This is a genomic window from Evansella halocellulosilytica (assembly GCF_002335745.1).
In the GTDB taxonomy this organism is placed as follows: Bacteria; Bacillota; Bacilli; order Bacillales; family Salisediminibacteriaceae; genus Bacillus_CA; species Bacillus_CA halocellulosilytica.
Genome location: NZ_NIST01000001.1, coordinates 1346367 through 1361737, shown reverse-complemented (window position 1 = coordinate 1361737; position 15371 = coordinate 1346367). Strand labels below are relative to the sequence as shown.

The 15371-nt window shown below is 39.0% G+C and carries 15 protein-coding genes; 1 reads left to right on the top strand and 14 read right to left on the bottom strand.

Features of this window, described 5'->3' with window-relative positions; all coding sequences use genetic code 11:
- Positions 1-333: 333 nt before the first annotated feature.
- The 10 genes from nagB to CD001_RS06540 all read right to left on the bottom strand — a co-directional run bounded on the left by nagB (position 334) and on the right by CD001_RS06540 (position 8934).
- A complete protein-coding gene (gene nagB, locus CD001_RS06585; RefSeq protein ID WP_096186756.1) occupies positions 334-1104 on the bottom strand; it encodes a glucosamine-6-phosphate deaminase in 771 nt (256 codons plus the stop codon).
- Positions 1105-1119: 15 nt separating this feature from the next.
- Complete coding sequence (gene nagA, locus CD001_RS06580; protein ID WP_096186755.1) at positions 1120-2286, bottom strand: N-acetylglucosamine-6-phosphate deacetylase; 1167 nt, start codon at positions 2284-2286, stop codon at positions 1120-1122.
- 17 nt (positions 2287-2303) lie between these two features.
- Positions 2304-3038 carry an SIS domain-containing protein gene (locus CD001_RS06575; RefSeq protein WP_096186754.1) on the bottom strand — a complete coding sequence of 245 codons (735 nt, stop codon included), beginning with the start codon at positions 3036-3038 and terminating at the stop codon, positions 2304-2306.
- A 217-nt stretch (positions 3039-3255) separates the two neighbouring features.
- Positions 3256-3990, bottom strand: coding sequence for a creatininase family protein (locus tag CD001_RS06570; RefSeq protein ID WP_096186753.1), 735 nt, complete (start codon positions 3988-3990; stop codon positions 3256-3258).
- Positions 3991-4018: 28 nt separating this feature from the next.
- On the bottom strand, positions 4019-5011 hold the full coding sequence (locus tag CD001_RS06565) for a phosphotriesterase family protein (RefSeq protein ID WP_096186752.1): 993 nt from the start codon (positions 5009-5011) through the stop codon (positions 4019-4021).
- A 130-nt stretch (positions 5012-5141) separates the two neighbouring features.
- Positions 5142-6437: a PTS ascorbate transporter subunit IIC gene (locus tag CD001_RS06560; RefSeq protein ID WP_096186751.1), complete on the bottom strand. Its 1296-nt coding sequence runs from the start codon at positions 6435-6437 to the stop codon at positions 5142-5144.
- A gap of 32 nt (positions 6438-6469) precedes the next feature.
- Complete coding sequence (locus CD001_RS06555) at positions 6470-6739, bottom strand: PTS sugar transporter subunit IIB (protein WP_096186750.1); 270 nt, start codon at positions 6737-6739, stop codon at positions 6470-6472.
- Positions 6740-6741: 2 nt separating this feature from the next.
- Complete coding sequence (locus CD001_RS06550; protein WP_096186749.1) at positions 6742-7179, bottom strand: PTS sugar transporter subunit IIA; 438 nt, start codon at positions 7177-7179, stop codon at positions 6742-6744.
- Between the two features lie 27 nt (positions 7180-7206).
- On the bottom strand, positions 7207-7926 hold the full coding sequence (locus tag CD001_RS06545) for a GntR family transcriptional regulator (protein ID WP_096186748.1): 720 nt from the start codon (positions 7924-7926) through the stop codon (positions 7207-7209).
- 114 nt (positions 7927-8040) lie between these two features.
- Complete coding sequence (locus tag CD001_RS06540) at positions 8041-8934, bottom strand: ROK family protein (protein WP_096186747.1); 894 nt, start codon at positions 8932-8934, stop codon at positions 8041-8043.
- Positions 8935-9077: 143 nt separating this feature from the next.
- Between CD001_RS06540 and CD001_RS06535 the strand changes: the two genes are divergently transcribed.
- Positions 9078-9887 (top strand): undecaprenyl-diphosphate phosphatase, encoded by an 810-nt coding sequence (locus CD001_RS06535; RefSeq protein WP_179298639.1) that lies wholly within the window; start codon positions 9078-9080, stop codon positions 9885-9887.
- A 577-nt stretch (positions 9888-10464) separates the two neighbouring features.
- Here the strand turns inward: CD001_RS06535 and ltrA are convergent.
- From ltrA to CD001_RS06515, 4 genes are all read right to left on the bottom strand, one after another.
- Positions 10465-11724 (bottom strand): group II intron reverse transcriptase/maturase, encoded by a 1260-nt coding sequence (gene ltrA / locus CD001_RS06530; RefSeq protein WP_096186737.1) that lies wholly within the window; start codon positions 11722-11724, stop codon positions 10465-10467.
- 636 nt (positions 11725-12360) lie between these two features.
- Positions 12361-12492, bottom strand: coding sequence for a YjcZ family sporulation protein (locus CD001_RS06525; protein ID WP_096186745.1), 132 nt, complete (start codon positions 12490-12492; stop codon positions 12361-12363).
- A 248-nt stretch (positions 12493-12740) separates the two neighbouring features.
- The gene (locus CD001_RS06520; protein WP_096186744.1) at positions 12741-14438 is read right to left on the bottom strand and encodes a glycerol-3-phosphate dehydrogenase/oxidase; all 1698 of its coding nucleotides are present in this window, start codon (positions 14436-14438) and stop codon (positions 12741-12743) included.
- Between the two features lie 307 nt (positions 14439-14745).
- Positions 14746-15321, bottom strand: coding sequence for a glycerol-3-phosphate responsive antiterminator (locus tag CD001_RS06515; RefSeq protein WP_179298638.1), 576 nt, complete (start codon positions 15319-15321; stop codon positions 14746-14748).
- Positions 15322-15371: the final 50 nt, after the last annotated feature.

The following is a 15371-nucleotide window of genomic DNA, read 5'->3' as shown; positions in this document are numbered from 1 at the left end:
TCACGAGTGGTTTTATCTATATTATACTATATTTACCTGAATAATCAGATAAAATTGATGAAAAAATAACCATCATTTCTAAATAGGAAACGATGGATGTTCTAGGTTGATTGAAGAACGAAAGGCGGCGACTCCAATGGGATCAGCGCAGTCTGAAAATCCATTCTGACGATGCTTCGCTGAGTCAGAATTAGTTGAAGACAAGCCCCATGGAAAGCGTCCGCCGGGAGGGATGAGATCGTGAGATATCATACTTTTCTTTTTAAAAAAAAGGCTGTTGAGAAAACTTTCTCAACAGCCTGTAAAGCACCTAAAATAGGTGCTTTTGATGCTTTAACAAGATACATTTGATTGGTTTATTTTGGAACGAGCTTCATCACTTAAACTGCTTAACGCTGCTTCATCTGCAATGATCGTTAAACTCGGATGCTTTTGTAAAACTGTTGCAGGGCATGCTTCACTTACAGATCCTTCAATAAGCTGCTTTAATGCATCTGCTTTCGATTCACCTGAAGCTAACAGCAAAATGTTTTTGCTATTCATGATCGTAGCAATTCCCATTGTAATCGCTTTTTTCGGTACTTCATCTAAGCTTGCAAAAAAGCGAGCATTCGCCTCTCTCGTTGATGGAGCTAAATCAACGAGGTGTGTTTTTTGGTCAAATGGAGTTCCTGGTTCGTTAAACCCAATATGCCCATTCGCTCCGATTCCTAACAATTGAATATCAACGCCACCTAATGACTCGATGATTTGCTCATAATGGATACATTCTTCATTCAAATCTTCAGCATTTCCATTTGGTAAATGGGTTTGCTTTTTCGGTATTGGCACATGTTGAAATAAGTGTTCCTCCATAAAATGGTGATAACTTTGCGGATGTTTTTCATCTAATCCGATATATTCATCTAAATTGACAGTATGAACATGTGACAAATCTGTCTTTTCATTTTGAATACGTGAGACGAGGAGGTCATACGTTTTAACCGGAGTCCCTCCTGTCGCAAGCCCTAATACAGCTTTCTTTCCTTCTGCCACATACTGAAACATGATGTTTGCTGCTTTTTCACTCATTTGTTGGTAATTCTCTACTTCTAAAACGATCATCTTACACTGTCCTCTCTATCCAAAAACTTTCTTTCCGTTAACATAAGTTTGCTGCACATTAAATTGTTCATCCATAATCGTAAAATCGGCGTCTTTCCCTATTTGAAGACTCCCTTTCCGATCCGATATTTTCAATTGTTTTGCCGGATTTAACGAAGCCATTTGTACTGCTTCTTCAAATGAACATCCAGTAAATTCAATCATATTTCGCACTGCTTCATTCATTTTCAAAATGCTTCCAGCTAACGTTCCATCCTCAAGCTTTGCTTGACCATGATCCACATATACGTCTTGTCCTCCAAGCTTATATGTCCCTTCATTAAGTCCTTTAGCTCTCATTGAGTCGGTAATAAGAATAATTCCATCTGCCCCTTTATGATTATAAGCAAACTTCACCATTGGCGGTGCAATATGAATTCCGTCAACGATCATTTCCACTTTTATTTCATCGTGGAGAAGTGCTCCGCCTGCTACACCAGGATCACGATGATGAACACCGCGCATCCCATTAAACAAATGAGTCGCGTGGCACACTCCATCATCAATTCCGTCCACTACTCCTTTATAAGACGCATCAGAATGACCAATTGACGGAATGACACCAGTATTTCTCAAGTGTGTAACAAGCCCATCTTCATCTTCTTCCGGTGCTAAAGTGACGACACGAATTTGATTTCCAGAAGCCTCTTGGAATTGCTTAAATAATGTGACGTCCGGCTTTCGTATATGCTCTGATGGCTGGGCTCCTGCCCTTTTTTCCGAAATAAATGGTCCTTCCAAATGCACACCGATTATTTGTGCTCCATCATCTTCTTTAAAGTCGATCTCACTGCGACAAGCTTGTAATGCTTTTATTTTATCCTCAGGAGACTGAGTTAATGTAGTCGCTAAAAAAGATGTCGTTCCTTCCTTTGGCAATGCATGTTTCATCGTCTTCAATGCTTCATTGCTCCCATCCATAACATCTGCATTTTCTGCACCATGAATATGCAAATCAATAAAGCCAGGAACAATCCTGACAGGTGATGAAAAAGAAACTTCTTCAACTGAATCCAATTCAGAAAGGTCATCACCACGTCCAAGACGAATAATTTGTCCATTTTCAACCGTTATAAAAGGGTTAGTGATTGTCGTTTTTTCACCATAAAGTGTTGCATTATAAAATAACCACGTTTTTTTCATCTACTTCCACTCTTTTCTTACGATAGTAAAGGAATTCTTGGTTTATATTTGTCTATTAGCTTTTTATTATGTTCATCTGCACCATCTATATTTCCACTTAAGAGTATCGGCGGTGTTCCTCCTTTTTCAGCAATCATGGCAATTACTTCAGCAATGATTCCATTTAAAATACTTACCCCAATAACTGTTGAACTAGGGGTAAAAGGAATATCGACTTGTTCATGTGTTAAAACTGCGTCACCTTTCACACTTAAGTTATCAATGACAGCGTCTACTGAGTCAAATAAATGTTTTCCGCTTTTATGACGGGAGGGCTGACTTTTTGAGTATTCTAAAGACGTTATTCCTACCACGTACGCCCCTTGTTCCTTTGCATATTGAGCGACATCGATTGGGACAGGATTTCTTCCCGATGTCGAGATTACGAAAACAATATCCTCACGGCGAATATCTGCTTTTTTTATAAAGGTTTGTGCATAGTCGTTTTTACGTTCAAACATCGATGAACGCAACGCTCCTTCATGCAGCATGAGACTTTCTTCAAATATCGGACTGACGGGAACTAATCCACCAGCACGATAAAACACTTCTTCCCCTAGCATGTGAGAGTGTCCCGCTCCAAACAAGTGAATAATCCCATCGTTTTCGAGTGAGTGAACGATTTGTTGAGCAACTGTATATAATATTTCCTTTTGCTCATTTTCTATCTTTGTCAACAACTTCCGTATTTCATTAAAATAGGTATTTATCATGTTGCTACAATCCTCCTACAGTTCCATTTATTATGGACTTTTTTACGGCACAACTTTTTCTAAAACTGTGTAAATCTTGGTGAAAATAAATCTAGATCATACGGTTTAACAGCCAACAAGTGCTTTCATTCGATCGATCTCTTCCACAAGCATCTTCGAACATCTATAGGCCATTCACTACAGCTGACTTGCATTACGTTAACAAGCATCAAGGTGACTAAGACGATCCATCAACATTTCTTTTTTCACCATTTATCATCGATACCATTCTTTTAACAGCATGTTCAACAATGGTTCGTCCTTTTTCTTTTGTCGCTTTTGTCGCGTCTCCTAAAACGGCTGATTTTGTAAAAGACGACCAAGGAATTGGTGTAAAATCGATGGAGTCTGGAATCGTCGGTATATCCTTTATTGCTTTATCCATATCAACTTTTTCCTCTGCTAAATAAAGCATAATCGACGTTTCAATTTCATCAGCATGAAAATAAGTATCGTGCATTCCTGTCGTTTCACAAACATCTTTTGCGATTTCCTTTATATCTGGATAAAAGAAAGTAAACGTCTTTAATTGAGGTACAAGATCTAATAGCTTTCTTGAAGCTTCTTTTAGTGCCGTTTGGTTCCCTAAATGAGCATTTATGATGACAAATTTTTTGAATCCTTGTTTATAAATGCTTTCGCCAAGTTCTGTAATGATTGAGATTAATGTACTGTTTGAAATTGTTAAACTTCCAGGGAAGTCCTTCAAACTCCACACTTGTCCTAGCGGAAGAACAGGCAAAATGAGAGCATTAGTCTTATCACCAAGAAGCTCCGCTACTCGTTCAGCTAATATGTTATCTGTTCCTATCGGTAAGTGCGGCCCATGAGCTTCAATAGCACCGATCGGGAGAATGGCAATATCTTTTTCTTTCTCTTGAAAAGTATAGGCACTCATCTCTGACCACTTCATACGAACTATCCCCTTTATGAATGAAAATTTACACTTTAAAGGAAAAACAATTAGCTGGATTTTTAATAAAAAACTTCTCGATTAATTTTTCCCCATCAAACCCAGCATTTGTTGCTTCTTCTTCGAACCTCGGTACCCATTTATTTTTAATAAATGTAAAGCCGGGACCGTATGCATAATGCTTAAAATATGATTTTCTTGCTGTATCACCACTAATTAAAATTTGATTTTCGTATCCTTTTTTTACTAATTCAAGTATCAAGGAAATTCGCGTGCTTTCAGGTGCATACTTAATTTTCCCAATACCGTCAAAGCTTAAAAATGCTCCGGTTTTAGCAATTTGTTCATGATAATATGGATCAGGATTACGATCCATATGTCCAAAGCTGACATATTCCAAATTAATCCCTTCGGAACGAAGAATATCGATTTGTTCTAATGCCATTGTTCCTACTTCAGTATGTGAATGGATTGGAGCCTTTATTTCTTTATGCGCCCTCGCTACTGCTCGAATCGTTTTTTCTTCTAATGGAGTGATTGAATTATATCCCGTTCCAAACTTCACCTGTCCGGCTTTAAATTTCGTTCCTTCCAGCCCTTCCTCGACTTCTGATATTACAAAATCAGATAGCTCGTTAATGGTTGCCGCTTCAATCCAATGATTATACGTTTGAAACGCCGGCAATATTTTCTGCAAATGTTCTGGAATCTTACTTGCCCATAAAAAGCTTTTATTGAATCCGGCTGTCCCGATAATGTGAACGCCGGTTTCTTTCGAGATATTACTCACACTCTCAACGTCTCGACCATAATCAATAGCTGTAGCATCAACGATCGTTTTACCTCCAACCTTCTTAAAGTCTTTGACTTCTTTCAGCGATTTACTTGGACTATCAAGTAAAAGGTCATTCTCACCTTTGTTGTGCCAATAAGGAGGAGTGCATACAATATGTTCATGGGAATATGTGAAACCTAAATCTTTTGACTCCACATCCCCAATGAGCGTTCTAACAATACCCATTATGATCTCTACCTTCCTCTAGAATAAATTCTCTTTGGTTAATTGATATCCAATCAGTGCAAGCCATTTTTTAAAGGGAAAAGTGAGAAGAATCAATCCTTCTCACCTAATGTCATCGTAGTTAGTTCAGTTAAAATAACAATTGTGCTAAGAACCGAATGATCGGACCGAGTACGAACATATCTGAATCCGCTGCCCACATTGCAGTATCAGGTATCGTGTCACTAAGCAGCATTCTTACAGTAATAAACTGCCCCCACGCGACGATTGTAGCGGTCATAAACCCGCCAAGCAATGCACCTCTTACACCGCCTGTTACGTTTCCAAACACACCAGCTGCTGCACCATGGAAGAACAAGACAATCATCGTTGGTACAAATACGTATGCTACAGTATTTCCAATCACAACGAGCCAAAGAAGTGAACCAAAAAATGCGCCTAAGAACCCTAATACAACAGAGTTAGGGGCATACGGGAAAATAACAGGAACATCAAGTGCAGGTTTTGCACCAGGTACTAATTTTGTGGCGATCCCCTGGAATGCAGGGACTAATTCCCCAATAAACATACGTACACCCATTAATACAACGGCAATACCTGCTGCAAACATAATCGCTTGAATGATTGCATATACAAAGAAGCTTTGCTCTCCTGAAGATGCGAGTAACTCTTGTGCACCTGGAGTATCCTTTGTTGTTAAAATGACAGCCCCTACTAGGAATAAAATTCCCATCGTTAAGGCAGTAATAATATTTGAATCTCTTAAGAATTCTAGTCCTTTTGGAACATTAATTTTTTCAGAGTCATTTTCTTTATTTCCAAATAATTTACCCATTAATGCACCTAAAAGTGCAACAGAGGCTGAAGTATGTCCTAATGCGATATTGTCATTCCCAGTAATTTTACGCATTAATGGCTGTGTTAAAGCTGGTTGGATTGTCCAATAGATACCCATTATAATTGATAGAAAAATAACTAATTTCATGAACGAAACGTCACCAACAGTGCTTACAACAATTCCAGCAAAAATAATTGTCGTCCAGAACATCATATGACCTGTTAAGTAAATGAATTTAAATCTAGTAAATCTCGCTAATAATACGTTAATTAAAAAACCAATAGCCATCGCTAACGTTACAGCACCACCATATTGTGCATTAAATGATTCTTGCCCCATAAACTCACCTAATGATGGTCCATCAAGGTTAAATACTTCCTGCCACATCGGTTCAAATACTAGTAGTGCGTCAACGATAATATCAGCACCAGCGCCGATAATTAAGAAACCAATGATCGCTTTTAACGTACCACTGAGTAGCTTATTTAAATTTTTCTTTTGTAATAGTAACCCTAGTAAAACGATTAACCCTAACAAAATAGCTGGTTCACCAAAAATATTATCCGCTATCCATTGAATAAACCCCATTTGCAAGCCCCCCTTAATAATTGATCAATTCATTAAATGACCCCATGTTCAGTTAAGACACGACTAATTTCTTCTTTGTCAAAGTAATTGTTCACAATCAATACTTTTCCGGAATGACTAGTTAAGCTTTCGGCAAGCTCGTTACTTGTAATAATGTAGTCAGCTTGTTCACTAGAAGCAGCAGAAACATCTGTATGTTCTACGTCCGCTTCTACTCCCGCTTCCTGCAGTACACCTTCAATATTCATTCTTAAAATTAAACTCGTCCCTTGACCTAATCCGCAAACAGCTAAAATTTTCATTGTTACATCCCTCCTATGATTTTCGAAAATTCTGTATAATCTTTCACTGCTTTTAGTTGATCAACCTTTTCATTGTCTCCTAAAATAGCCGATAATCGCTGTAATAATTTTAAGTGCTCACCACCATCTGAAGCCGCTAATCCAAACACTAGAGAAACAGGATCGTTATGTTTATGCCCAAACTCAATTGGAGAATTTAATTGGATGAACGATACCGACGCTTCTTTCACCCCATCCTCTGGCCTTCCATGTGGTAATGCGACTGATGGGGCTAACACAAAATAAGCTCCATTTTCTTCATAGGTTCTGATCATTGCATCCGTATAATGATCTTCAACTAAACCTGCTTTTTGCAACAATATTCCGGCATTTTTTATAGCCTCTTTTGAATCGCTTACAGGGACGTTAAACTTTACGAGTTGTTCATCTAAAAACCTCATATGCTTCTCCTTTCATAAGGGAGTACGTTACCTTTTCATTTCTGATAAAAACTTATATCGATCTCCACGATAAATAGATTTTACATATTCAAAGGGACGTCCATCTTCTAAATAGCTTACTCGTTTCATCAATAGAACAGGTGAGCCTTTTTCGATTTGCAGTATTTCACTTTCATCGTCATGAGCTAAGGAAGGCTCAAGAGTCTGTTTAGCACCATCAATCGTCAAACCGAGACTCTCGACATAGTTATAGAAAGAATGATTCACCATTTCTGTTTTTAAATTCGAAAATATCTTTTTAGGGAGGGTTAATATTTCATAAGCCATTGGTGAATGATCCGCAAGACGAATTCTACAAATACGATATCCATCTGTATAAGGATCAACTTGCAATTCTTTACTTTCTGAAGGAGAAAGTTTTACTTCGGTAAACTCAATTATTTTCGTACCAGGTTCGAGCCCTCGTATCTTCATATCTTCCGAGAAGCTCGTTAGTTTCATAAGTGGCTGTTCAAATTTCTTTTTAGCAACAAATGTCCCTTTACCTTTCTCTCTCATTAACAACCCTTCATTAACAAGGTTTGTTACGGCTTGTCTTATTGTCATTCTGCTTACATCATATTCTTCTGACAAAACTCTTTCGGAAGGAATTGCATCTCCTTCATTCAAATCGCCATTCTCAATCTTGTTGCGGAGCAATTCCTCCAACTGGTAATAAATAGGGATTGGAGAATTTTTATTTATCAATTACATGCACCTCTTTATAGAGACTATTTATCACTATCTTTAAATGAATTATAACATCTATACATAAAGTTGTCTAGACCACTATATGTGAAGTAACCATTTTCATGGTTACTTTTATGCGTTTGGAAGCATAGCTGCTCCGATTACACCAGCATCTTTTCCTAATGAAGCTTTTTTAATGACGATGTCTTCCTTTAAGCTTTCATATAAATAATCCTTTACTTTTGTCTCGACCATCGCTAAGGCTGTAGGCTGTTCCATGACACCTCCACCTAGAACGAAAACTGCTGGATTGAAACAATTTGCCAAATTGCCGATGCCAATCGATAAGTATGTCATTGCACGTTCAACAATATCATAAGCTTCACGATTTCCTATTTCCATTAAATCAAACACTTCTTTCGCCCCGCCATCTAACTGCATCAACTGTTTTCCATGATTCCCAATCGCTGTTCCAGAAGCTAACGTTTCTAATGCACCAGCATTTAAGTTCGATACTTTCTCACTACTCGGTTCAACGATCATATTCCCGATTTCACCGGCATTTCCTTGAGCACCGTGGAAGATTTTATTATTAATCACTATCCCTCCACCAATGCCTGTGCTCACAGTGATATAAAATACACTGTCATAGCTTTTGCCTGCACCGATTTTAGCTTCTCCGAGTGCTGCTGCATTTGCGTCATTATCTAAAACGACCGGCTTTTTTAATTCATTTTCCAACATGCTGCGAAACGGGACATTTCTCCAACCAGTTAAGTTAGGCGGGTCTAAAATAATTCCTTCATAAGGGTTCAGCGGACCAGGACAACCAACTCCGATCGCATCAATCACCTCATTTTTTCTTACATCTTCGATCATGATTTTCAGCTTTTCCAGCAACTTTTCTGGTCCTTTTCCAGGTTCTGTAGGCAAGATTTTATGCGAGATTATCTCTCCGCCATTTGTTACGAGAGCTGTTCTTACACTCGTTCCACCTATATCAATCCCAATCGTCTTCCTGTTCATATTCTATGTACCTCCATGAAAAAAGTATTCTTTAATAATTTTACACAAAAATATAGTAGATGGTCGCCCTTTTTGTTCAATAACATGTTATTCTATTTCCTAATTGCTATTTTACTATGAAACTTTAATAAAGGATGTTAGAAATGGAAATCATTGAATTATTAAAATATATTTTTCTCGGCGTTGTCCAAGGGATGACCGAACCACTCCCTGTTTCTTCAAGTGGACATTTACGAATCGTTTCATACTTTTTCGGTGTTGATGTACCCGACCTTCACTTTGAAGTATTTTTAAACGGAGCATCTCTTTTGGCTGTTTTCATCGTCTACAAATCAGATTTACTCGAACTCATTCGTGGTACGTTTAGTTATGTGAAAAAGCCGAATAAACAAGATCAACCGTTTTTTCGTCTCACCTTGCTGCTCATATTAGGAACAGTCCCAGCAGTCATTGTCGGAGGTCTCTTCAGAGGATATATCGGCGGTGAGCTGACACATATTCGTTACGTTGCGATCGCTTTATTAATTACCGCTATTGCTTTATGGCTCATACGAAATATGAAAGGTCATAAGTCTGATCATGAGATAAGTGTAACCGATACGCTCATTATCGGTTTCGCCCAAACTTTAGCGTTAGCACCTGGAATTAGCCGCTCAGGTGCGACTGTTGTTGCTGCATTAGCACGAAAAATTGAAGCGGAAGCAGCGTTAAAGTTTTCGTTCTTTTTATCGATTCCTGTCAGTATCGCAAGCTTAGTCATTGAAATGCCGACAATTTATAGAGCGCTCGTCTCATCCGACCTATTGGTCGTTTATATTACAGCCTTTATAACATCCGTTGTCGTTTCAATCTTTGCTATTAAACTTTTAATAAATGTCGTGACGAGAGGGAAATTACTTTATTTTGCCCTTTACTGCTTTGCCATTGCAACACTCATTCTCGTATTCAGCTAGGGAATGTTTTACAGTCTCCACAGTGAATGAATAAAATAATTGCCTTCTATGTTGAGGGTATCCCATAAGCCTAGCTTTTGGTGACACCCTCATTGTTTTACCTAATTAATTGAAGTAAATGTAATAGGTTTGCTCGAATCGCTCTAGGCGGACGCTTTCCGCGGGCAACACTTCAGCCTCGGGAAAACCACCCTGTGGGGTCTTCTGCTCCTGCGGTTACTCGTCGCATAAGTGAAAGCTGTTGCTTTTCCCGCTGGAGAGTCGCCGCCTGCCACTCTTTCGAGGTTTTTTAATAAAATTGAAAAATAAAGAAATCGCCCCTTTTGGTATAATTAAAGCACCACACCAAAACCATACCAGGAGGCGATTTCTTTATGAAACATAATCATATTTCTTTCCAAGATTATATCATGGATCAGCTATACTTACCAATGGATCTTGAAATAGAAATTCCTGTCCATCACGTTTATTAGGAGCAGATAATTAGGATCGTATATATGTAATCGAGTAGGAGGGGGTGACTAACCCCCGACCTCTCACACCACCGTGCGTACCGTTCGGTACACGGCGGTTTCATTTAAGTCCAACGTAACGATTGATATCTCAAAAGTAGACTTTTAAGCCCTTGATTATTCCAATATCGGTTATCAAGGGCTCTATCTAATATAGGACTTTTAGCTATACGCCAGTATCCTAGTCTAGAATTAGCCCACTCCCATGCCTGTTGTTCATTGATTCCTTGCTTCCTAAGATTCTTTTGTTTCGTTTTAATCTTCTTCCACTCTTTCCATCGAATCATCCTCAACCTTCTTCGAAGCCAACCATCAATCCTTTTAAAGACTGAGGTAGTTTCGGCTAGTTGATAATAGCCCATCCAACCGATCAGATAGCGGTTGATTTTCTCTATCCTATCCCCCATAGAAATTGACCATTTCCTCGAGGTGAGTTTTCGTATTCTCAGTTTAAAACGTTGAATACTTTGCTTGGATACTCTAATTTTCGGTTGTTTAATGTTGTTGGTGAAAGTGAAGCCTAGGAATGTTCTTCTCCATGGTCGGTCTACTGCACTCTTCTCTTTGTTCACCTTCAGTTTGAGTTTCTTCTCAATAAACGTTGTAATACTTTCCATTATCCGTTCACCTGCTCTTCTAGAGCGGACGTAGATATTACAATCGTCGGCATAGCGTACGAAGGCAAGACCTCTTTCCTCCAGTTCCTTGTCAAGTTCGTCTAGAACAATGTTAGACAGGAGGGGACTAAGCGGTCCTCCTTGCGGAGTCCCTTCAGTATTAGGACTGACAAGGCCTTTCTCCATCACACCAGATTGAAGATACCTACGTATCAACCTAAGTAGTATGGGGTCATCCACTCGATAACTTATTGTTCTCATTAATCTATCATGGTTTACCTTATCGAAGAATTTCTCTAGGTCAATGTCCACGACCCAGCGACAACCCTCTTTAATATACCCCCTAGCTTGTCGAACAGCGTCGTGAGCACGTTTGTCTGGTCGGAACCCAAAACTTTTGGTGGAGAATGTTGGGTCATAAACCTCACTCAGTGTTTGTGCAATAGCCTGTTGTATGAAACGGTCTATCACAGTCGGGATTCCTAATTTCCTCTTACCTCCGCTCGGTTTCGGGATTTCGACTCGGCGAACAGGTTGAGGTTGATAGGTACCACTTTCGAGCTGAGCTCGCAGGGATGCCCAGTGTTCATGAAGATAAGGTCGTAGGTTTTGTACGTTCATCCCATCTACACCGTGACTTCCTTTATTACGCTCCACTCTTTCGAGTGCGCGATTTAAATTTTGCCGTGATAGAACTCGTTCCAACATTCTTATCAATCTCCTACGTGAATTAGATCATCTTCTTGTGTGGTATTACTCTCAGCCCTTCTTATGTCCCCTGTGGGATTCACCACGTCCTCCATTAGGAAGGATTATATGTTTCTGCTTCATTGAGTAATACGTACGCCAAGCGCTAATTCTTCTTAAATGATTCGGCCCTTCCCTTAAATCTCTAGGTCATTCAAAGTACTATGGCCTCTGCTGACTCCTGACTGTTCAGCTATTTATCACTAAATAGGTTACCAAGTGAGCTTGGCGTTACAGCCAGGCCTCCCCAGGTAAGAGTGCAATCTTTCCCTCCACCTATCTGCTTCATTTACTCTGTACCACCTTCGGCAGAACGGACTTTGTTTTGTTTAGCAAACTCATCCAGTGATACCTAGCCTCATATGAAGTTCGTGTTCCTCAGACCGGAGGTCTGCCGCTCGCTTCCTTCAGATTCCACGTCACCATGGACACCCTTGCGTTTGGCTAACCACTACTTCTGCCTTCGTGGTTCGGGACTTTCACCCTATAGATTACACCCATGCTGGGCGCACTAATAAAAGCGTATCCATTAAACTAGATACGCTTTTTTCCTAGAAGAGGGACTTTGAGCCCATTATAAGCCCCTTTAGAACACGATTAATGCTTTGCACAAGCACAACCTATAATGACTAATAAGATAAACAACACTAAAATCAGCCCAAAAAAAGTTCCGTCTCTACGTGGTGCAGCCACTGGAGCTACGTATTGAGGTTGACAATATCCACACATCTTTTATTACCTCCCATATAAAATATTGGCAAGATTCATTCTTACACAATACTTTATGTAACATTAAGGGCTTATGTTTGGACATGTAACGAATCTTGGTCACTTATTTATAAAAATCAGCCCTTTTTTTGGGAAACTCACTACATAACCGTTACAGACAACTTAGTTACGTGTACTAACCCCCTTGGACAAAATGATCCAAAGGGGGAAATCGGTGCAATTTCTTTTAAAACAGTACGATTTCTACATTATACTTTATGAGTATTTACTTGACTCTCTTTCATCATTTCATCAGCAACCTCTTCAGGATTTTCTGCGTAAGCAATTTCTCGTTCTAATTCTTGACGATGAACCACTGTTTCTTCCTCCGTCCACTGAAAACGTGTCGACATGTAATCGATGACAGAAGCTTTCCATTTTTTTACCGAGTCAATGTTAAAAAATAGCGAACTCGTTCGGCGAACAAAAAAGTCTAACGGCGTTGCAACCATTTCTTCTTCAATTCCATAAATCAGTGAAGCAAACAGCCCTTTCGGTAACTCGTAATGTTTTGACTCTTCTCCGACTGTTTGCATAATTTCATAGACTCTCTCGACATTCGCACCGTAAAGTTTTGCTAAGCTTCTCCCTTCAGATGCATCAATCCCTAACGTTTCCCCAAAGGTTGCATGTTTATCAATAAACGCTTCAAATTTATGTGAACCCCCAATATCACCGCCAGATAGTTTCAGCTTATCAGTCATACATTTGTTCTTATTTCCTAATTCATTGCCGACAAGATCCACGATTTTTTCCGCCATTTTGCGGTAACCTGTCAGCTTCCCACCTGCTATAGAAATAAGACCAGACGGAGATACAAAAACCTCATCTTTTCGAGATATTTCAGATTCACTTTTTCCTTCTTCATGAATGAGCGGACGCAATCCAGCCCAGTTAGACTCCACATCAAATTCAGTTAATTTTACTTCTGGAAACATATAGTTAGCTGCATCGAGCAAATATTTCAAATCATTTTCAGTCATTCGAGGGCTAGCTATATCCTCATTGTAGTTTGTATCTGTTGTACCAATGTATGTTTTCCCGTTACGAGGAATCGCAAATACCATTCGTCCGTCATCCTTTGTGTCAAAATAGACAGCTTGTTGGAGCGGAAAACGTGATTGATCAATAACAATATGAATCCCTTTCGTTAAATGAAGAAACTTCCCTTTCTTTGATCGATCTTGTTCCCTCACAGTATCCACCCATGGTCCAGCAGCGTTTACTATTTTTTTAGCATAGATGTTGTATTCTCTCTTACTTATTAAGTCTTGAACAACGACACCGACAGCTTTGCCATCATCATAAATAAACCGTGTCGCTTTTGTATAATTAACTGCTCTTGCTCCTCGATGAACAGCTTCTTTTAGTACTTCTAACGTTAGCCTTGCGTCATCTGTCTTGTATTCTACATAAATTCCACCGCCCTTAATGCCCTCTTTTTTTAGCAAAGGTTCTTTTTGTAAAGCTTCATTTCGATTCAGCATCTTTCGTCGTTCATGCCTACGAACTCGTGCTAAAAAATCATACACTTTTAACCCTAAAGATGTGGAAAATTTACCAAACGTTCCACCTTTAATAATGGGCAGTAACATCCATTCTGGTGTCGTGACATGAGGGGCATTTTCATAAACAATCGCTCGTTCTTTTCCGACTTCTGCAACAAGTTTCACTTCAAGCTGCTTTAAATAACGAAGTCCACCATGTACGAGTTTGGTTGAACGACTCGAAGTTCCAGCTGCAAAATCCTGCATATCGACAAGCCCTACAGACATCCCTCTTGATATTGCATCAAGTGCAATTCCTGCACCTGTTATTCCTCCTCCTATTATGAAAAGATCAAGCTCATTATTGCTCATTTCTTCTAAATATACATTTCTTTGAACTGCTGAAAATGGTTTAACCATGGTGATCACCCTTTCAAAATATAGAGAAAGTCTAGATTTGTGTAGGAAAAGCATCACTGTCTTTATTAAAGGAATGTATCACGCTTAAGACGTCAAAGTTTCCTAGATAAAAAAGAAAAGAGACCACAACGTCTCTACTAAAGAAAGGCAAAGGTTACCCATCTTTTTCAAGAATGTTGTGGTCTCTCTATATCTCCAGACCGTCCGTATGAAATTACATTTATTATACCATAATTTATTTTTACTTGTAAATGCTTATAATTCAACTTCGTCTTATATACTATAGCTAGTTCATAATAGATTTACATTATATACCTAGGTTCCATAATTCTGGGCTGCCGCATGAAGTGCCTAATGCACCAGCTTCTAGAGCTTGTAAAATTTCAGCTTTATTTTCAATTAGCCCGCCTACAATAATTGGCAAAGGAGTAATGTCCGTCAATTTTGTAATCACTTTTGGGATTAGGCCAGGCAAGACTTCCACTGCATCTGGCTTAGATGATCGAATCATTTGTATCCCTTTATCAATTGCACTATTATCTATTAAAAACAACCGTTGGATCGTAATCAGATCTTCATCTTTTGCGTGCTTAATCAAATGCTTTTTCGTTGTAATAATCCCATCTGGCTTCACTTTTTTTGCGATAAATTCAATCCCACTCTTATCATTTGCAATTCCATCTACAAAATCAAGATGAACAAACACTTTCATCTCGTGCTTCTGAAGGTCCCTCACGTAATTCGGAAGCGTCATAATATCTCCCATGAGCAGAAAGGCAACATTACATTCACTCTGAATGGCTTTCAATAATTTTGTCTCACTATTAATGGCTGCAATGACTTGAGATTCTACGATATCGGTAATAGACAAATGATTATTCATTAGGCAAACCCCTCTAACCATTTTATTAGAAAAAAGTAGCTTTTTGCACG